This is a genomic window from Tamaricihabitans halophyticus (genome assembly GCF_004340875.1).
In the GTDB taxonomy this organism is placed as follows: Bacteria; Actinomycetota; Actinomycetes; order Mycobacteriales; family Pseudonocardiaceae; genus Tamaricihabitans; species Tamaricihabitans halophyticus.
Genome location: NZ_SLXQ01000001.1, coordinates 22,357 through 41,185 on the forward strand (window position 1 = coordinate 22,357; position 18,829 = coordinate 41,185).

General features: G+C 68.1%; 14 protein-coding genes. 5 read left to right on the forward strand and 9 right to left on the reverse strand.

What is annotated here, in order from left to right:
- The first annotated feature begins 151 nt into the window (after positions 1-151).
- Positions 152-1,279: a neutral zinc metallopeptidase gene (locus EV191_RS00115; RefSeq protein WP_165912768.1), complete on the forward strand. Its 1,128-nt coding sequence runs from the start codon at positions 152-154 to the stop codon at positions 1,277-1,279.
- A gap of 66 nt (positions 1,280-1,345) precedes the next feature.
- On the opposite strand, the gene EV191_RS00120 is transcribed toward EV191_RS00115, so the two are convergent.
- The 3 genes from EV191_RS00120 to EV191_RS00130 all read right to left on the reverse strand — a co-directional run bounded on the left by EV191_RS00120 (position 1,346) and on the right by EV191_RS00130 (position 8,421).
- Positions 1,346-1,819, reverse strand: a complete 474-nt coding sequence (locus tag EV191_RS00120; protein ID WP_132874747.1) for a hypothetical protein — start codon at positions 1,817-1,819, stop codon at positions 1,346-1,348.
- A gap of 99 nt (positions 1,820-1,918) precedes the next feature.
- Positions 1,919-5,245 carry an ATP-dependent helicase gene (locus EV191_RS00125; RefSeq protein WP_132874748.1) on the reverse strand — a complete coding sequence of 1,109 codons (3,327 nt, stop codon included), beginning with the start codon at positions 5,243-5,245 and terminating at the stop codon, positions 1,919-1,921.
- Positions 5,245-8,421, reverse strand: coding sequence for an ATP-dependent helicase (locus EV191_RS00130; protein WP_132874749.1), 3,177 nt, complete (start codon positions 8,419-8,421; stop codon positions 5,245-5,247). Before EV191_RS00130 ends, EV191_RS00125 begins: the two co-directional genes overlap by 1 nt.
- A 114-nt stretch (positions 8,422-8,535) precedes the next feature.
- Between EV191_RS00130 and EV191_RS30480 the strand changes: the two genes are divergently transcribed.
- Positions 8,536-8,829: an MGMT family protein gene (locus EV191_RS30480; protein ID WP_243658656.1), complete on the forward strand. Its 294-nt coding sequence runs from the start codon at positions 8,536-8,538 to the stop codon at positions 8,827-8,829.
- Between the two features lie 22 nt (positions 8,830-8,851).
- Here EV191_RS30480 and rfbD read toward each other — a convergent pair whose 3' ends face one another.
- Entirely contained in the window at positions 8,852-9,781 is a 930-nt protein-coding gene (gene rfbD / locus EV191_RS00140) for a dTDP-4-dehydrorhamnose reductase (RefSeq protein ID WP_132874752.1), read from the reverse strand.
- Positions 9,782-9,786: 5 nt separating this feature from the next.
- Entirely contained in the window at positions 9,787-10,776 is a 990-nt protein-coding gene (gene rfbB / locus EV191_RS00145) for a dTDP-glucose 4,6-dehydratase (protein WP_132874753.1), read from the reverse strand.
- A gap of 272 nt (positions 10,777-11,048) precedes the next feature.
- Between rfbB and EV191_RS00150 the strand changes: the two genes are divergently transcribed.
- The 3 genes from EV191_RS00150 to EV191_RS00160 all read left to right on the forward strand — a co-directional run bounded on the left by EV191_RS00150 (position 11,049) and on the right by EV191_RS00160 (position 15,207).
- Positions 11,049-12,896, forward strand: a complete 1,848-nt coding sequence (locus EV191_RS00150; protein WP_243658657.1) for an LCP family protein — start codon at positions 11,049-11,051, stop codon at positions 12,894-12,896.
- Between the two features lie 121 nt (positions 12,897-13,017).
- Entirely contained in the window at positions 13,018-14,415 is a 1,398-nt protein-coding gene (locus EV191_RS00155; protein WP_132874754.1) for an LCP family protein, read from the forward strand.
- Between the two features lie 84 nt (positions 14,416-14,499).
- Positions 14,500-15,207 carry a TIGR03089 family protein gene (locus tag EV191_RS00160; protein WP_132874755.1) on the forward strand — a complete coding sequence of 236 codons (708 nt, stop codon included), beginning with the start codon at positions 14,500-14,502 and terminating at the stop codon, positions 15,205-15,207.
- 5 nt (positions 15,208-15,212) lie between these two features.
- Here the strand turns inward: EV191_RS00160 and EV191_RS00165 are convergent, their stop codons facing one another.
- The 4 genes from EV191_RS00165 to EV191_RS00180 all read right to left on the reverse strand — a co-directional run bounded on the left by EV191_RS00165 (position 15,213) and on the right by EV191_RS00180 (position 18,827).
- The gene (locus tag EV191_RS00165) at positions 15,213-15,638 is read right to left on the reverse strand and encodes a DoxX family protein (RefSeq protein ID WP_132874756.1); all 426 of its coding nucleotides are present in this window, start codon (positions 15,636-15,638) and stop codon (positions 15,213-15,215) included.
- 134 nt (positions 15,639-15,772) lie between these two features.
- Positions 15,773-16,927 (reverse strand): acyl-CoA dehydrogenase family protein, encoded by a 1,155-nt coding sequence (locus EV191_RS00170; RefSeq protein WP_132874757.1) that lies wholly within the window; start codon positions 16,925-16,927, stop codon positions 15,773-15,775.
- A gap of 159 nt (positions 16,928-17,086) precedes the next feature.
- The gene (purE, locus tag EV191_RS00175; protein ID WP_279388398.1) at positions 17,087-17,596 is read right to left on the reverse strand and encodes a 5-(carboxyamino)imidazole ribonucleotide mutase; all 510 of its coding nucleotides are present in this window, start codon (positions 17,594-17,596) and stop codon (positions 17,087-17,089) included.
- Between the two features lie 46 nt (positions 17,597-17,642).
- The gene (locus EV191_RS00180) at positions 17,643-18,827 is read right to left on the reverse strand and encodes a 5-(carboxyamino)imidazole ribonucleotide synthase (protein ID WP_132874758.1); all 1,185 of its coding nucleotides are present in this window, start codon (positions 18,825-18,827) and stop codon (positions 17,643-17,645) included.
- Between the last annotated feature and the right edge of the window lie 2 nt (positions 18,828-18,829).

The following is an 18,829-nucleotide window of genomic DNA, read 5'->3' on the forward strand; positions in this document are numbered from 1 at the left end:
CGCTACGCCCTACGGACGGCACCAGCCGGCCGGACCCGCGCGACCGGTCACTCCGCAACAATCAGTCGGGCCACAACCGGTCGGGCCACCGCCAGCCGCACAGCCGGTGACGCCGCCACCCGGCAACCGCCCGTTGCCACCGCCACGGGCAATGCCCGTCTCGGGATATTCGACGCCGCAGCGCACCCAACCCGGCGGCCACTACGGCGGGTACCCGAGCGGCTGGGGCAGACCGCATCCGATCTACGGCTACCCAACGGCCAGCCTGCCCAAGCGCAGTGGCGGCGGGGTCGTCGCGACGGCTATCGCCGCGGTGTTCGTCTTGGTCGTCGGGGGAATCGCGGTCGCGGCCGGGTTGAACTCGGCCAGCCGGACCAGTGACACGAGCTACAGCTCGGGAACGGAACCAACCTACGAGCCGACCTACACCACCCCGAACACGACCGAACCAGCACCGACGACCGAAGACACGCCGACCACGACGACCGAGGCGGCACCGACCACCACCGAAGCCGCGCCCACGACCGAGGAACCAACGGAAACCACCGAGCAGGGACCAACGCAGGTATTCGAAACCGCGGACAACCCGCTCGTGCTCAGCCAGCTCGGGCTCGAGGGCTACGCCTGCGAGCTCCCGCGTTTCGCCACCGACGCGGCCAGCCAGGACGCTTTCTACCGCGCGATGCTGCCCTGCCTGAACGAGATATGGGCGCCGGTACTGCGCCAGGCCAACCTGCCCTTCGAGTCGCCGAATCTGGTCACCATCACCAACGACACGGAGTCGAAATGCGGCACGATCCCGGGCAATGACGTAGCCCGGTACTGCGGCGACGATCTGACCATCTACATGACCGCCAACTACTACTCGCAGGTCGAGCAGATCGGCCCCTACCCCGGCCGGTATGTCTCCACCTTTGTGCACGAGTACGGCCACCACGTGCAGTGGCTTGCCGGGATCCTGCCCCAGATGCACCAGGAGCGCTATGACGTCGGGGACAGCTCGGCGCAGGGTCTCGAATTGTCCCGGCGGGCCGAACTACAGGCGAGCTGCTTCGGCGGGATGGCGATGGGCGCGCTGACCGGGCAGGGATCGGTGGACACGAATATGGCGCGCGAATCGCTCGAGGACGCGGCACAGCGCGGGGACTACCCGGAGACCGGTCGGCCGAGGGATCACGGAACACCCCAGAACAACGGCGCGTGGATGAACCACGGTTACGAGCGCAACGCCACGGGCGACTGCAATACCTTCGCCGCCGACCCGGACACCGTCGCCTAACGGCTTCGGGCGCGCTCCACGCGCGCTAACCTTAAAGAACGCGATCACGGAATGTCACTGGCGGGCTCAGGCGGTGTTGGGTTTGGCCCGTGACCGAGCCCCCTTGGTCGCCATCGCGTTGGCGAACAGCCCGCCTCCGACACAACTGAGCGCGAGCAGCGCCAGGCTCACCGGCCGGCCAAGGCCGCCCTGTCCAGCTTCCGCGGAGGCGTCAAACACCTCGAGCTGACCGGGACCAGGCTGAATCGGCACCGCGACCTGGCGTTCCTCGCCCTCGCGGTGCCCACAGGCGCTGTAAACCGCCTCGCGTTGCTCGCCGTCCAGCGTCAGCTCGACCGTTTCGCTGGCATCCGGCGAACCGCAGGGTGCCGGTTCGGTGACGGTGGCCGTCACGGTGCGCGTCTGCGCGTCGTTACCGAGTCCGAGCAAGCCAGGGCCGATCAGCCACACGCCAACTACGACGAGTGCGCTGACCACGGTGATGACAATCAGAAGCAGGGACAGCTTGTCCGCCCTGTCATCTGCATCGCTGCCGGCCACGCTGTCGATAGTTCCAGATCGCCCCACCGAATGCCCAGCGACCACCACACAACTCACCTGCGACGCTCATGTATCGGCTTACCGATCCGCTGGTACAGCTCAGGAAGACCGTGGTACGGAGCGCAACAACGCGCGCAGCCCCTGCTCGTCCAGTAGATCCGCTGGCCGCACCGTGTGATCCGCCCGCACGTAGTGAAATGCCGCACGCACCTTCGCGACCGGCGTGTCGGACAGCGCCGCCCACGCCAACCGGTACGCGGCGAGCTGCACGGAAAGGGCGGGGAGCCGGGACTCGTCCGGGACCGCGCCGGTCTTCCAGTCGACCACCGTCCACCCGCCGTCCGGCTCCGCGTAGACCGCATCCATCCGACCACGCAGCGCGATCCCGGCTACCTCCGTGGCGAATGGCACCTCCACGTCGTGCGGCACCCGGTCCGCCCAGGCGCTGGCCAAGAATCGCTCGCGTAGCTTGGCCACCTCCACGGCATCGGCCGCCGCATCGGCGTCCTCGGCGTCCGCCGCGCCCGGCAATTCATCAAGGTCGAGCAGCTCAGCGCGGCCGAACCGCTGCTCCAGCCAGGTGTGAAAGCTCGTACCCCGCCGCGCGAAGGCATTCGGAGGCCTCGGCAGCGGCCGACGCAGTCGTCTGGCGAGCGCATCCGGGTCGTCGGCGAGTTCCACGAGTTGGCTGACCGAGAGGGTTTCCGGCAATTCGACCTGGTGCACCCTGCGCCCGGCCTCGGCGCGCTCCGCGAGCAGCACCTCGGTATCCCTGACCCAGCCGTCCGCGTCCTCGGCGACCAGCGCGGCGATCTCCGCCGACGGTTCGCCATCAGTTTCAGCCGATTGACCCAGTTCCAATTGGACCGGCGTCGTGAGTTCGTCGAGCGCGGCACGGACCAGCTCCGCACCCTCCCGCACGGCCGCCCTGCGGGCGCCTAGCGGATCGACCGGCCAGCGCACCGAGGCGCGCTCGGCGAGCAGTGGGTTTTCCGCATCGGTCGCCGGTTCCGGCGCCCAGTGTTCCGGTTCCGGCCCGCCGGAAGCCACCACTAGCTCGCCCAGCTCAGTGAGGAAGTCCGAGGGCCCGCGCGGGCGGGTACTCGATTCGTTCCACCAATGCCCCGAGCAGAGCAAACCGTGCTCGGCCCTGGTGAGCGCCACGTAGAGCAGCCTGCGTTCCTCGACCAGCTCCCGTTCGGCGAACTCCTCGTCGTGGATGTCCAGCACCTCACCGACTTCTTTGCGATCCATCCCCTCGGACAGCGCGAGCGCTGGCAGGTCAACGGCATCGCCCCGCAGCGAAGCCGGCAACTCGGTGACCGCACGCAGCCAGCAGGAACTGCGCCGCCTGCTGGGAAACACCTCCCGAACCAGATGTGGTACGGCTACGACCTGCCATTCAAGTCCCTTCGCCGAATGCACGGTCAGCACTTGTACCCGGTCCTCGGCGACCTCGACCTCGCCCGGCTCCAAACCGTCTTCGGCGTGCTCGGCGGTGGCCAGATAGTCCAAGAACGACGTCAGCGTCGCGCTCGGGCTGGCCGCCACATACTCGGTCACCACATCCGCGAAGGCGTCCAGGTGCTGCCGGCCAGCGCCGACCGGCCGAGCCATCGCCTCGATATTCAGCAGCAGGGTGCGTTCCACATCGGCGACGAACTCGGGCAACGACTGCGCCATCCGGCCGCGCAGCGCGGTCAACTCGCTGCCCAGCTTGCGAATCCGCTGGTACCCCTCGGTGGAATAGCGCCCCGGATCGCCGGGATCGTCCAGCGCGTCCACCAGTCCGGTATCCGCAACGCCGGAAACCAGCGCATCGAGCACGCCGCTGGCGGCGGGTTCGGCCGCGGCCTCCAGGCCGGCTAGCTCGCGAGCACGCCGCCAGAGCGCGGCAAGATCGGCCGCGCCCAGCCGCCAGCGTGCCCCGGTGAGCAGCCGCGCGGCCGCGGTGCCGGCGAGCGGATCCACCAGTACCCGCAGGGCACTGACCAGGTCCCGCACCTCGGGTTCGTCGAGCAGCCCGCCGAGACCGACCACCTCAACCGGCAGCCCGCGGGCGCGCAGCTGCTCGGCGAGCGGAGCCATATCGGCCCTGCGGCGCACCAGTACGGCGGTACTTGGCGGTTTCCCGTCCGCCGCCAGCCCGTTCTGCCAGCGGGCGGCGACCGCATCCGCCAGCCATTCCCGCTCGGCGTGCACATCGGGCAACAGCGCGCAGCGGATATCCGCCTCCGGCGCGTCGGGTAGCGACCGCAACCGCGCGACGGCGAGTCCCTTGTCGCGCAACGGTTCCGCGACACCGTTGGCGAGCTCGAGCACGCCTGCCGGGTTACGGAAGCTGGTCAGCAGCCCGTAGCTGTCCGCCGGCACCAACTTGCCGTCCCGCAGGCAGGGGAAATCCTCGGTGAACCGGGGCAGGTTCGCCGCGCTCGCGCCCCGCCAGCCGTAGATCGCCTGGGTCGGATCACCAACCGCGGTCACCGGCATTGGCGGCGGTGGTTCAACCACTTTGCCCGGCGCGCCGATGCCGAACAGCGAGCGCAACAGCACGCGCTGGGCGTGCCCGGTGTCCTGGTACTCGTCGAGGAGCACCGCGCCATAGCGCTCGCGTTCGGCGGTAGCCACCGCTGGGTAGTTCGCGGCCAGTTCGGCGGCGAGCGTGAGTTGGTCGGCGAAATCCAGCGCGCCCGCGGCCCTTTTGCGCTCGGCGTACGCGTTGACCAATGGCAACAGCGAAAGCCGGAAGCGTTGCGCGGCAACGATGTCGCGGAGTTTCTGGGGCAGTTCGGCCCGCTGCCGCGCGGCCCTCGGCGCGGTTTCCACCAGCCGGCACAACCAGTCGGCGTGCTCACTCAGCTGCTCGGCGGAGACGAGGTGTTCGGCGAGTTCCCCGGCGAGCGCGAGCACGTGCTGGGTAATCGTGCTCGGCACCTTGTCGGTGTCCAGATCCCCATCCCAACCCGTGACCACCCGGTGCGCGAGCAGCCAGGAGCCGGTTTCGGAAAGCAGCCGTGCCCCCGGTTCCACCGGTAGCCGCAAACCGTGCTCGGCGAGCAGCCGGCCGGCGTAGGCGTGATACGTCAGCACGGTCGGTTCCCCGGTGAGCACCGCCGCGCGCCGCTGACCACTCGGGTCCAGTTCGTCGAGCAGCCCGGAGCCGGCGAGTCTGCGCAGCCGCGCCCTGATCCGGTCGCCGAGCTGGCGGGCCGCTTTCCGGGTGAAGGTCAGGCCGAGTACCCGTTCCGGGGCCACCGCGCCGGAGGCGACCAGCCAGACCACCCGCGCGGCCATGGTCTCCGTTTTGCCCGCGCCAGCACCGGCGGTGACCAGTGCGGGCTCCGGCGGCGCCGCGATCACCGCGGCCTGTTCCTCAGTGGGCGCTGGCAAGCCGAGCGCGCTGGCCAGTCGTGCGGGAGTGAGCATCAGCCGGGCACCTGCCTTCCGGAAGGCTGCGCCGGGCAGCTGAACCGCGCCGGGCAGCGCGCGCAGTCCGCGTTTTCCACCGCCTGGTATTCCGGCCCGAGACTCGCCTTCCCCACCGCGTGCACGACCTCGATCCACTTCTTGATCGCCTCATCGTCCAACGCCAGCTGTTGCCGCTCCGCCGCACCAGTCCGTGCGTCCTGTTTGGACACGAAAACCAGCTGCGCGCCACCGGGGTCGCTGGCAAGACCGAGGTGCTCGAACCCGCCGAGGGCCACGGCGAGCTGATAGGCTGCCAACTGCGGATGCTCGTTCGCGTCAGCCTTGCTGATCGGGGTTTTCGCCGTCTTCAGGTCCACCACTACCGGGCGCCCCTTGCCGTCCCGCTCCAGTCGGTCGACCCGGCCGCGTACCACGACGTTGGGCTCGGTCGCACCGGGCAGCTCGGCGCGGAAATCCTGCTCGGTGGCGATTTCCCGCAGCTCCCTTCGACTCAGCGCCAACCAGGACCGCAGTGCCCGCAGCATCCCCTCGACCCTGGCGCGTTCCCGCCTGGAGAACCACGGCGCGCCGGCGTCCACGGACTGCCAGGCCTGATCGAGCGCACTGGCGAGTTGCTGTTCGTCCGCGCCTTCGGCCATGGCCTGCGCGAGCGAGTGCACCAGCGTTCCGGTCACCGCGGGCAGTTCCGCCGGATCGTGCCCGCCATGCCGTTCGATCAGCCAGCGCAGCGGGCACCGGTTCAGTACGTCCACTGTAGATGGTGAAACGGAGACGGTGTCTTCCTTGCCGGCCAATGGTTGTTCGGTGGAGATCTCGGGTAGCGCGTACCAGTGATCTGGATGAGCACCAGGCACGCCCGCCCTCGCCAGTTTGGCGAGCTGGTGCGCGGCAAGCTGGCGCCGTTCGGGACTACCGTCCGCGGCGCAGACCACGGCGCGCAGCTCGCCGATCAGTTCGGGCAGTACCAGTCCTCTGCCCGGTTCGGGGGCACGCAAGGCTGGCTCGTCGCGGGCGTCATGGCCAACCAGATCAGCCAGGAAACGGGATGGCTGCTCGTCTTGCCCTCGCACCGCACTGAGCAGCAACCTATCTCGCGCCCTGCTCGCGGCGAGCAGCAACAGCCGGCGTTCCTCGGCGAGCAGGGGCGCGGTGGCCGAGACCCGCTCTTCCTTGCGTAGTCCGGACAACACATCCAACAGTTGCTCAACGCCCAGCAGCGAACCACGCAACCGCAGATCAGGCCAGCTGCCTTCCTGCACGCCCGGTACGGCTACGACCGTCCACTCCCTACCCGCCGCGGCATGCGCGGTGAGTAGGGCAACCGCGCCGCTGGTTGGCGCGGCTGGTGCCAGGCTGTCGCCGGCAATCTCCTGCGCGGAAAGGTACTCGGCGAATCCGGCGATACTGCCGCGCGGCAGGCGATCCACGTACCTGCCCGCAGCCTCGAACAGCGCGACCACGGCGTCCAGTTCCCGGTCCGCGCGGGCGCCGAGCTCGCCGCCCCGGTCGGCTTGCCGCAGCCACTGCCGTTCGAGTCCGGACTGCTGCCAAACCTCCCAGAGGACCTGCTCGATCCCGACACCTTCGGCAATCAACCGCCGTGCCGTGGCAAGCAACTCGGCCACCCTGCGCAGCGGCGCCACCTCGGCACTGTCCATCGCGATGAGTAGGTCGTTGTCCACCAGCGCGTGCACGAGTAGTTCATCCGAACCGCGCTGACCGCCACTGGCCAACTCGATCCGGTGCAGCCCCCGGCGCAGTTTGCGCAATGCCAGTGGATCCGCGCCCCCGAGCGGGGAGGAGATCAGCTCGGCGGCGTACTCGGCGTCCAGCACGGCCGGTTCGGCCGCACAACGCAACAGGTTCAGCAATGGGCGGACGGCTGGTTGCTTGGCCAGCGGCAGCGCGTCGCTGGCCACCGAGACGGGCACGCCGGCCGCGCGTAGCGCCCGCTGCAGCACCGGAAAGCTGCGCGCCGCGGAGCGCACCAACACCGCCATCTGGGACCAGGGCACCTCGTCGAGCAGATGCGCCCTGCGAAGCTGATCGGCGAGCCAGCTCGCCTCGGCCGCCGCGGTGGGCAGCACGTGCACTCGTACCGATCCGCGCCGCTCGGTCGGATCGACCGGCGCGGCGGGCTCGATCCTACTGGCACCCGCGCCAGGCAACCCTGCGGCGAGAGTGCCAGCCACCTCGGCGACCGCGCTCGCCATCCGGTGCTGCGCGCCGAGTACCACGGTGTGCCGGCCATCCGGATCCGCCTCGGTCAGCAGCTGCGGATCGGCGCCACGGAAGGAGAACACCGCCTGGTCCGGATCGCCAGCCAGGACGAACTCGGCCGCGCCGGTACCCAGCGCCCGCACCAGCCGGAACTGCAGCGGATCGAGGTGCTGCGCGTCATCCACAAGCAGATGCCGAACCCGCTGCCGCTCGGTGGCGAGCAGATCGGCATCCGACTCCAGCGCGAGCAGCGCATGCGATACCAGCTCGGCCGCGTCCAATGCCGGCCCGGTTGGCCGCACTCCCGAGCTCTCCCCGTGCAACGCGGTGACCTGCTCGTACTGCCGCCAGAACCGGCCAGCCGCGCACCACTCCGCGCGTTCCTGCCGCTCGCCGAGCAGGATCAGGTCTTCGGGTCCGAGGCCACGCTCGGCCGAGCGCATCAGTAGATCGCGTAGTTCAGCGGCGAATCCTGGTAAACCAAGGGCCGGCCGCAGGCTCGGCGGCCATGCCGCCGCGCCCAGCTCAAGATCGCCGGCCAGTAGCTCGCGGACCACCGCGTCCTGTTCCGGCCCGGAAAGCAGCCGGGGCGGGGCTGCCCCGTGCAGGCTGGCCTGCGTGCGCAGCAGGGCGAAAGCATAGGAGTGCACGGTGCGCACCAGTGGTTCGCGGATGGTGCGGGCACCTTCATCGGTACGCAGCCGGGTGATCTGGGCACGTACCGCGTTCGCCGCACGACGCCCGGTGGTGAGCAGCAGGATCCGGGCGGGGTCGGTGCCCGCCGCGATCCTGGCGGCGGCGGTTTCGGCGAGCAGGCTGGTCTTGCCTGCTCCCGGCGCGCCGAGCACCCGCAGGTAGCCGCCGGCACCATGCAGTACGCGACGTGCCGCCGGCTCCCAGTCCCTCGGCTGCTCGGCTGCCACCCGCGGCCGGACCAGCGCGGGCGCCGCCATGTTCGATCGACCCACGACTGCGATAGAACCACGCGGCCCCGACGAACTGACACAGCGGTAGCGGCGCGTCGATCACCCGCGCCAACACCCCTGGGTATCCAGCACACTATTCGGGTGGACGAGCAGCTACACGAACGAGTACGCGAGATCGTGCGGGATATCCCGCCTGGCACCGTAGCCAGCTACGGCGATATCGCCGCGCTGGCCGGTGCGTCGACGCCGCGGCTGGTCGGCCGGATTCTCTCCGAGGACGGCCAGGATCTGCCATGGCACCGGGTGCTGCGGGCCAACGGCACACCCGCGCCGCATCTGGTCACCGAACAGCTCGCCCGGCTACGCGCCGAGGGCGTGCTCGCGGACGGCAACCGGGTCAGTATGCGCACCTATCGCTGGCGGCCGCCCCAATAGCTAGCCAGGGCCCAGTAGCCAGCTAGCGGTCGGATGTGCCACCGCGCAGCTGCTCGCCGTGCGCCACGAAGAACGCCGTAAGCGCCTCCCGCCACGGTCGCGGCGGGGTCAACCCGGCATCTTGCCAGGCCGCGGCGGAGAGCACCGAGTACGCCGGGCGCGCGGCCGGCCGGGGGAAATCCGCGGTGCCACACGGTCGCACCCGATCCGGATCGGTGCCCAGCTCGCTGAAGATCGCCCTGGCGAACTCGTACCAGGTGGTCGCGCCGCCGTTGGTGCAATGCAGTACCGCCGCTTCGGGCGGATGCCCACCGACGACCCACTCAGCCAGCTCGACCAGCCCTGCCGCGAGATCGGCCGCCCAGGTCGGCGCACCGCGCTGATCATCCACAACGGACAGTTCGGCACGCTCACCGGCGAGGCGGACCATGGTGCGCACGAAATTCTGGCCAGTGCCGCCGTACACCCAGGAGGTGCGGACGACCCAGGCGCGCGCCCCGGAACGCAGCACGGCCTGCTCACCGGCCAGTTTGGTACGCCCATAGGCACTCGTCGGGCGCACCTGGTCATCCGGCTCGTATGGCTCGCTCGCCGTGCCGTCGAAAACATAGTCGGTGGAGACATGCAGCAGCGGGACCCGGTGCGCGGCGCAGGCGGCGGCAAGCACGCGGGGTCCGTCCGCGTTCACCGCGAAGGCGGCGGCCTCGTCCTGCTCGGCGGCGTCCACCGCGGTGTAGGCCGCGGCGTTGATCACCACTGGATGCCGGCCCTCGCCCCGCGCGCGCTCCGCGAACCCGGCAACCGAGGCGAGTACCGAGTTCACCTCCGCGACGTTCAGCTCGGCCGAGCCAGGGGCTTCGACCGAAGCTCCCCCGGCAAGCCCCGTTCTGGCAAGCTCGGTGCCAAGTTGACCGGTACCGCCCGGCACCAGAATCGCGAGTTCGCCGCCCAATTACCTCACCTCGTGATCGCCGCGCGCTGTTTCAACGGTTCCCACCAATCGCGGTTGCGCCGAAACCACTCCACTGTGGATTCCAGCCCGTCCGCGAAGGGCACACTTGGCTGGTAGCCGAGTTCAGTGGAGATCTTGCTGATGTCCACTGAGTACCGCCGGTCGTGCCCCTTACGGTCGGCTACTGGTTCTACCATGTCCCAGTCCGCGCCGAGCGCCGCGAGTAGCCGTTTCGTCAGGTCCTTATTGGTCAGTTCAGTGCCGCCGCCGATGTTGTAGATCTCGCCGGGGCGCCCGCCGCTGGCGACCAGCTGTACGCCCCGACAGTGATCGTCCACGTGGAGCCAGTCTCGAACGTTCAGCCCGTCGCCGTACAGCGGGACGCGGTGCCCGTCAAGCAGGTTGGTCACGAACAGCGGGAGAACCTTCTCCGGGAACTGGTACGGGCCGTAGTTGTTCGAACAACGGGTCACACATACCGGCAGGCCATGCGTGCGGTAAAAGGCGAGCGCGAGCAGATCGCCGCTGGCTTTCGACGCCGAGTACGGCGAGTTCGGCTCGAGGATATGGTCTTCCGCCCACGAACCTTCGTCGATCGATCCGTACACCTCGTCCGTGGAGACCTGCACGAACTTGCCGACCCCGGACAGGTACGCGGCCTGCAACAACGTCTGAGTGCCAACCACATTGGTCATCGTGAACTCCGCCGATCCGCTGATCGAACGATCCACATGAGACTCCGCGGCGAAGTGCACAACGAGGTCAACGCCGGCCATCAGCTTGCCGACCAGCTCGGCATCGCAGATATCGCCGGGTACGAAACGCAGCCTCGGGTTGTCGGCGACCGGCGCCAGGTTCTCCTTGCAGCCGGCATAGGTCAGCTTGTCCAGCACGATCAGCTCGGCATCACCGAACTCGTCGTAGCTACCGGAGAGTACGTGTCGCACATAGTTCGACCCGATAAACCCGGCGCCACCGGTCACCAGTATTCGCATCTGCCCATCTCCCGCATGTGTGCTGCTCCGGTTGCCGTATCCGGTCTCAGCCGGACGTAGCACCTCGCTCCCCAATCGCCCCAGTCTTTCATGCCCGCCTTACCGGCGAGACGCAACAATCCGGCTGCGGTTGTCACTTGCGGAGCGGCGCTTCGAACGATCATCAGTACGGTAGATATTGTCGGCGCGCGTGGTTCCGAGTGAGCGGCCAGCACCGGTGCGGACCATGCGATTGGCCGAGGTACAACGCTCGATTACGGGGAGGAGCGTGCGTGGACGGACGTCCGCCGGAAGACGAGGGCCTGGCCGAACCGCCAACCCGCCCTGCCTTCTCGCCGTCCGCCGGTGACCTCCCGGACGATACGTCTACCGGGGACGACGGCACCGGTACCGATTCGAGCGATACCGCCGAGAGTGCGACCACAACGGACGATGCCGAGGTCACGCAGGAACTGCCGCCGGTCCCAGGGCCGCGCGACAAGGCGGCAGCCGAGGGAGCCGAGCCGGCGCCAGCCACGGCCCAGCCAGGCACCAGGCGGCGAACGATCGCGATGCGCACCGGACAGAGCGTCGTCGCCCTGCTCTCGGTCATGGTGCTGGCGGTGACCTGGTACGGCTGGACGATCCTCGGCAACATCAACTCCGGACTCGCCACGACCGACGTGTTCGACGACACACTGCCGCCAAAGCCACTGGACGGCGCGCTCGACATCCTGCTGGTCGGCCAGGACAGCAGGACGGACGCGCAGGGCAACCCGCTACCCGATGAGGTCCTGGCGAAGCTGAACGGCGGGGTCGCCGACGGCGAACGGCAGACCGACACGATGATCCTGGTGCACATCCCGATGGATGGCCGCAGGGCGGTGGCGATCTCGTTCCCCCGTGACTCCTGGGTGGAACTGGCGGGTGGTTATGGCACCCACAAACTCAACGGCGCCTTCGTCTACGCCTACAACGACACCTCGAGCACGCTGCGCCAGCGGGGCGAAACCGACGGCGAAGCGATCGACGAGCAGGCCACGGTCGCCGGCAGGAAGAACCTGATCGCCACGATCGAGAAGCTGATCGACCGCCCGGGCGCGATCGATCGCTACGCCGAGGTCAACCTGGGTAGCTTTTATGAGGTCACCAAGGCCATCGGCGGCATCGAGGTATGCCTGAACGAAGCGACAAGCGACAGTATGTCCGGAGCCAAGTTCAAGGCGGGCAAGCAAACCATCAGTGGAGCGAAGGCACTCGCCTTTGTGCGGCAACGGTATGGCCTGCCGCGCAGCGATTTTGACCGGATCGTGCGCCAGCAAGCCTTCATCAGCGGGCTCGCGCGCAAAGTGATCTCCCAGGACATACTCACCGATCCGACCAGGATCACCGAACTCAGCGATGCGATCAAGAAGTCCGTTGTACTGAGCGAAGGATGGGACCTGACCGAGTTCGCCCAGCAGATGCAGGGGCTCACCGGCGACAACATCACCTTCCACACGATCCCGAACAACGGGAACGCCAACATCGGCGGCGCGGACGTCGTCGATATCGACGAAACCGATGTACGCGAGTTCTTCGACGAGATCACCGGCACCGAAGACGGGTCGGAGGGCTCCGCACAGCCCGATACCGACCAGGATCCACGTATCCCCACGATCAATGTGGAGATCTACAATGGATCGTCGGACGCCGCGGACGCCAGCAGTGCCGCGAAGATCCTGTCGGACAAGGGTTTCCCGGTCGGTGAACCCGTCCCGGCCAGTTCCCGTACCGATACGGTGATTCGCCATCCGGTCGGCGAGGAGGGCAACGCGGACCTGGTCCAAGCCGCCCTTGGCGAGCAGGTCACGCTCGAGCCGGACGCCGATATTCCGAGCGGTAGCATCCGAGTGCTGCTCGGCGGCGACTTCGACGGCGCACAGCCGGACACCCCGGGGTCCGGTGGTGCCGGCCCGGATGAGGACACGACAACGGACTCGGCGGACGAGCCGAGCGGGGACAACGATTCGGGTAACGGAGTGCTACCGCAGGGGCCTACCCCAACGGGGGGTGCTGGCAACCAGGCGCAACAAGAGGGCGACGGATCGGGCGAAGGTGACCCCACGCTGGACGCTGGCGACGTACCCTGCGTGAACTGACCCGGCTAGGTAGCTCACGGTTTGCGCTGGACAGCGCGTGGGCGCGAGTGATCGATGCGCCGGGGGCGCTAGCCTGGGCACGAGGTCCGCTGACGACCGCGAGGGGCAGGGAGGGACGTAGGTGGACGAGCAGCCGAAGCCGGGCGAGCAAGGCGGCGAAGACCCGGCCACCGAGCAAGTGATCTTCGGTCGGGTCGCGCGGAAGTACCAAACGCAGGACGAGGCCGCGCCGCGACCGACGCCACGGTACGCGCCGACACCGGCGCCACCGATGCCGCCCACCCGACGTTCCTCTCCCGCGAAGATCGCGGGTCGCACCCTGGTGGCCATCCTCTCGGTGGCCGCGCTGGTACTCACCGGGGTCGCCTGGTTCACCATCGGCCAGCTCAACGAAAGCACGAACACCACGGATGCGCTCGAGCAGGTGCAGCAGGCCCCCGGCGCGCCATCAGCGAACGATTCGGCGACGGACATCCTGCTGGTCGGCAACGACACCCGGACGGATCTACAGGGCAATCCACTGCCCCTCGACCAGCTCAAAGCCCTGCGGACGGAAGCAACCGACTCGCTGAACACGGACACCCTGATCCTGCTGCGCATCCCGAAGGACGGCGGCATGGGTTCGGCGATGTCGATACCGCGGGACGCCTACGTGTCGATCAACGGCGGCGAACCCGACAAGATCAATTCAGCGTTCGCCAAGGGCAAGGTGCGGGCGAAGGAACAGCTCAGCACCGAGGGGGTCGCCGGCCCCGAGCTGGAAAAGCAGTCCGACCAGGCGGGCAGGGTATCGCTGATCCGCACCATTCAGGACCTCACCGGCGCGCGGATCGACCACTACGCGGAGATCAGCCTGCTCGGCTTCTACCTGCTGACCGAGGCCGTTGGCGGGGTGGACGTCTGCCTGAACAACCCGGTGAATGACCCCGTCTCCGGGGCGGTGTTCGACGCTGGGGTGCAAACCGTCTCCGGTGGAGACGCGCTGTCCTTTGTCCGCCAGCGGCACGGGCTGGCGGACGGAGATCTCGGGCGGATCAAGCGCCAGCAGGCCTTCCTCGCTTCGGCGGTGAACAAGCTGCTTTCCGCCGGCACGCTGACCGACCAGCAGCGGCTGGGCAAGCTCGCCGATGCGGTCAGCCGGTCGGTGGTGCTCGACTCCGGCCTGGACATCTTCGAGCTGGCCGATCAGGCACGTCAGATGGCCTCCGGCACGATCGAGTTCGTCACGATGCCGGTCGACGAAGTCGGCGCCAGGGATGACCGCGGGCAGAGCATCGTCACGCTGCGCGAGAACGAGGTGCGCCGGTTCGTCCAGCAAATGGTGACCGAGAACCCGGGGCCAACATCCGGCGAGGAGCAGGGCGAAGGATCACAGGGCACCGCGCAGCCGTCCGCGGGGACGCCGCAACGGCATGGCTTCGGCCAGCCGGCGACGCTGCGGTTGAACGGGCTCGCTCCCGTCGCACCGGTTGCTAAGCAGAACCCGATCGTCGCCGATGGCGTGCCCTGTGTCGACTAATCACCTGGCCACAACGTTCAGGGATCTTGCGGTTGGCGGCGCCCTCGGCTGACGAACGGATTGTGGTGTGATCGGATTGGCCCGATGAGTATCACCGAAACCCTGCTTCGCCCGTACTTGCGCGATGCCGCCGCCCGCCCGCTGATCACCCACTACGACGATGCGCTGGGCAGCAGGGTGGAGCTGTCCGCGACAACCCTGGCGAACTGGGCGGCGAAGACCGCCAACTGGCTGACCGACGAGTTCGATGTTGAACCGGGGATGTCCGTGGGTGTCCGGCTGCCTGCGCACTGGCAGACCGCCGGAATCCTGCTTGGCTGCTGGTGGTGCGGTGCGCGCGTGGTCGAAACCGGACCGGATCTGGCCGTCACCTTCGGCACGGTGAGCGAGCCAGCCCCGGCCAGCGGCGAACTGGCTGTGGTCTCGCTCGACCCGATGGGTATGGCCCTGCGCGAACCGCCGGCCGGCGGCGCCTTCGACTATGTGTCCGAGGTGCGGGTGTGCGCGGATGATTTCCTTGCGCCACCACCGGTTTCGCCGGACAGTCCGGCGCTGGCCGAACTGTCCGTAGCAGAGGTGCTTGACCAGGCACGGCAGTTGGCGAGCAAGCACGCCCTCGACAAGGAAAGCCGTGTACTGTCCACTCTGGATTGGACAGTACCGGATGGCATCCTGCGTGGTCTGGTCGCGGTGCTGCGGGCGGGCGCGTCCCTGGTGCAGTGCAGCTCGGCCGACCCAGCCAAGCTGAGCGACCGCGCCGCGAGCGAACGCAGCACGGTCCAGTTCAGCTGAGCTGCTTACGCGGCAACGGGTTCCCGCTCGTTGGTGCGCCTGCCCGCGAACACCAGGTGATCGAGGGCGTAGCGGCCACCGTTGAAGCCGAGCGCGAGCCCGGCGAGCGCGAGCACAAGGACCAGTTCGTAACCGCCTTGCCCGGTGAGACCGGCATCCCAGTGGACCAGGAACACGGCGCCAAGCCCGGTCACCGCATAGCCGATGCCAACCAGCGGCAGGGCGAAGCCGAGCATGAACGCGATGGAGCCGATGATCTCAACGCCGATCACGAACAACGCGGCAAGGTAGGCAAGCGGAACACCGGACTGCTCGAACCCATCGGCCGTCGCACCCACACCGGCCTGCCATTTGTCCAGCCCGTGCACCAGGAACACCAGGCCGATACCAAGCCGGCCGAGCAACGCGGCAAGATCCCTGAATACCTGCACACTTCCTCCTGTCGCTGACCATGGTCAGCATATTGTCCAGAAAGGACTAACAGGAGAAACCGTATAGGCCAGCGAGTAAAATCCTCCTCAAGAGCAGGTTGCGATGGGTACGCGGTGCCCGATCATCGTCACACCTAGCCTTTGAGCAGTTTACGGGCCATCACCATCCGCTGGATCTGGTTGGTGCCCTCATAGATCTGGGTGATCTTGGCATCCCGCATCATCCGCTCGACGGGGAAATCGCGGGTGTAGCCGGCGCCACCGAACAGCTGCACGGCATCCGTGGTCACCTTCATCGCGACATCCGAGGCGTAACACTTTGCCGCCGCGGCCGCGAATCCGGCGTCCGCCTCGCCTCGTTCCGCCTTTGCCGCGGCCGCGTAGACCAGATGCCGGGCGGCCTCGATACCCGTGGCCATATCCGCCAGCATGAACTGCACGCCCTGGAAATCGCCGATCGCGGTGCCGAACTGCTTGCGCTCTCGCACATAGCCAACCGCGGCGTCCAGCGCTCCTTGTGCGATCCCGACGGCTTGCGCGCCAATCGTCGGGCGCGTGTGATCCAAGGTAGACAGTGCTGTTTTCAAACCGGTTCCCGGCTCGCCGACCATCCGGTCCGCTGGAATGGCGCAGTTCTCGAAGTAGATCTCCCTGGTAGGCGAACCCTTGATACCGAGTTTGCGCTCCTTCGGCCCAACCGAGAAACCCGGGTCATCGGCGTGCACCGCGAAGGCGGAGATGCCGTTGGCCTTCTTCGTCGCGTTCGGATCGGTTACCGCCATCACGGTGTACCAGGTCGACTCGCCGGCGTTGGTGATCCACGCCTTTGTCCCGTTGAGCACCCAGTTCTGCCCATCGCGTTCCGCCCTGGTGCGCATGGAAGCCGTGTCCGAGCCGGCCTCACGCTCGGACAGCGCGTAGGAGCAGCTGGCCCCGGCCGCGATGTCCGGCAGGATCCGCTGTTTCAACTCCTCCGAGGCGGAAAGCAGCAGCGGCACCGTGCCCAGTTTGTTCACCGCGGGGATCAGCGATGCCGACGCGTCCACCCGCGCGACCTCTTCGATCACGATGCAGGCAGCGATGGCGTCCGCGCCCTGCCCGGAGTAGTCCTCGGGCACGTGGACCGCGTGGAAACCGGCGCTGACCAGCGCGTCGCGCGCCTCGACCGGATAGCGCTCCTGCTCGTCCACATCGGCGGCGTGCGGCGCGATCTCCTTGTCCGCCAGCGCACGAACCGCCTCGCGCAGCGCATCGTGCTCCTCACCGAGCTGATAGAACCCCGCACTCATCTGCCCGTCCACCTTTCCTCAACGCCACCATGACGCTTTCCCGCGCCGAGCGCCAGCCGTCCGGACCTGGGCATCCGGAACTGCGCGGTCGGCACCAACTGCACAGCATGTTAGTACCCGTTTACTAGGACGTCCTCGTGTTTTGCGACACCGATCCGGTCAGGTCTGTTCGAGGGAATCCTGCAGAGCAGCGTCTTTGTCCAGCACAAGCCGTTCGAGTCCGGCCTGGAAATCGGCCATCTTCTCGCGTAGCGCCACATCGGCCGCGGCAAGAATACGCACCGCGAGCAGCCCGGCGTTACGTGCGCCGCCCACCGATACGGTCGCCACCGGGACGCCAGCCGGCATCTGCACGATGGAAAGCAGCGAGTCCATCCCGTCCAGGTACTTCAGCGGCACTGGTACCCCGATTACTGGCAGTACCGTCGCCGAAGCCACCATGCCCGGCAGATGCGCGGCCCCACCCGCGCCCGCGATGATCACTTCGATCCCACGTTCGGCCGCGGAGCCCGCGTAGTCGAGCATGCGCTGCGGGGTCCGGTGCGCCGAAACCACGCTCACCTCGTAGGGCACCTCGAACTCGGCCAACGCCTCAGCCGCGGCTCGCATGACCGGCCAGTCCGAATCACTTCCCATGATCACGCCGACCCGCGCCTGCCCGGTCGTCACCGCAACCACATCCTCTCCGACATCCTCAGCACAATCCGCGACAAGCTCAGTGCACCGCGTATCCGTCCGGCCACTCGGCCATGGCAAGCCAGTGCGCCGCGAGACTTGCCCGCGTACGCGTCGATTCGAGCTCGTCACCGAGCACCGTCACATGGCCGATCTTGCGCCCCGGCCGCTCCGCCTTGCCGTACATATGCACGCGAGCATCAGGAAACCGCGCGAACAGGTGATGCAGCCGCTCATCCACCGGCATCGACGGCGTCCGCGGCGCGCCGAGCACATTGGCCATCACCACGGCCGGACTCACCAGGTCGGTAGCACCGAGCGGATAGTCCAGCACAGCGCGCAGATGCTGCTCGAACTGTGAAGTACGCGAGCCCTCGATGCTCCAGTGCCCCGAGTTGTGCGGGCGCATCGCCAGCTCGTTGACCACCAACCCATCGCCGGTGTCGAACAGTTCGACTGCGAGCAGTCCGACAACCCCCAGCTCGTTCGCGATCCGCAGGGCCAGCTCCTGTGCCGCCTGTCCCTGTGCCTCGGCCAACTCGGGCGCCGGCGCGAGCACTTCGACGCAGATACCGTCCCGCTGAACGGTCTCCACCACCGGCCAGGCCGCGCCCTGCCCGAACGGCGAGCGCGCGACCAGCGCGGCCAGCTCACGGCGCATCGGTACGCATTCCTCCACCAGCAGTGGAATCCCCGCTTCGAGCAGTTCCGGCACGACGCGCGCGGCGGCGTCGGCGTCGTCGAGCAGCCAGACGCCCTTGCCGTCATAACCACCACGTGCGGCCTTGAGTACACATGGCCAACCGTGCGCCTCGCCGAAGGCCAGCACATCGGCCACTTCGGACACTGGCGCGAACTCTGGGCACGGTACGCCGAGCTCGGTCAGCCGCCGGCGCATCACCAGCTTGTCCTGCGCGTGCAGCAACGCATCCGGTCCTGGATAGACCGAAACCCCTTCGGCGGACAGCTCGCGCAGGTGCGTACCGGGTACGTGCTCATGGTCGAAGGTGAGGACGTCGACGCCCTCGGCGAACTCCCGCAGCGCCCGCAGGTCGGTATGCGCGCCGATGGTGACATCCGGCGCGACCAGCGCGGCCGGATCGTCCTTGGCGGCGGCGAGCACCCGCAGCGATTGCCCGAGCGGGATCGCCGCCTGATGGGTCATCCTGGCCAGCTGGCCACCGCCGACCATGCCAACAACCGGAAAACCAGTTCGAGAATCCACGG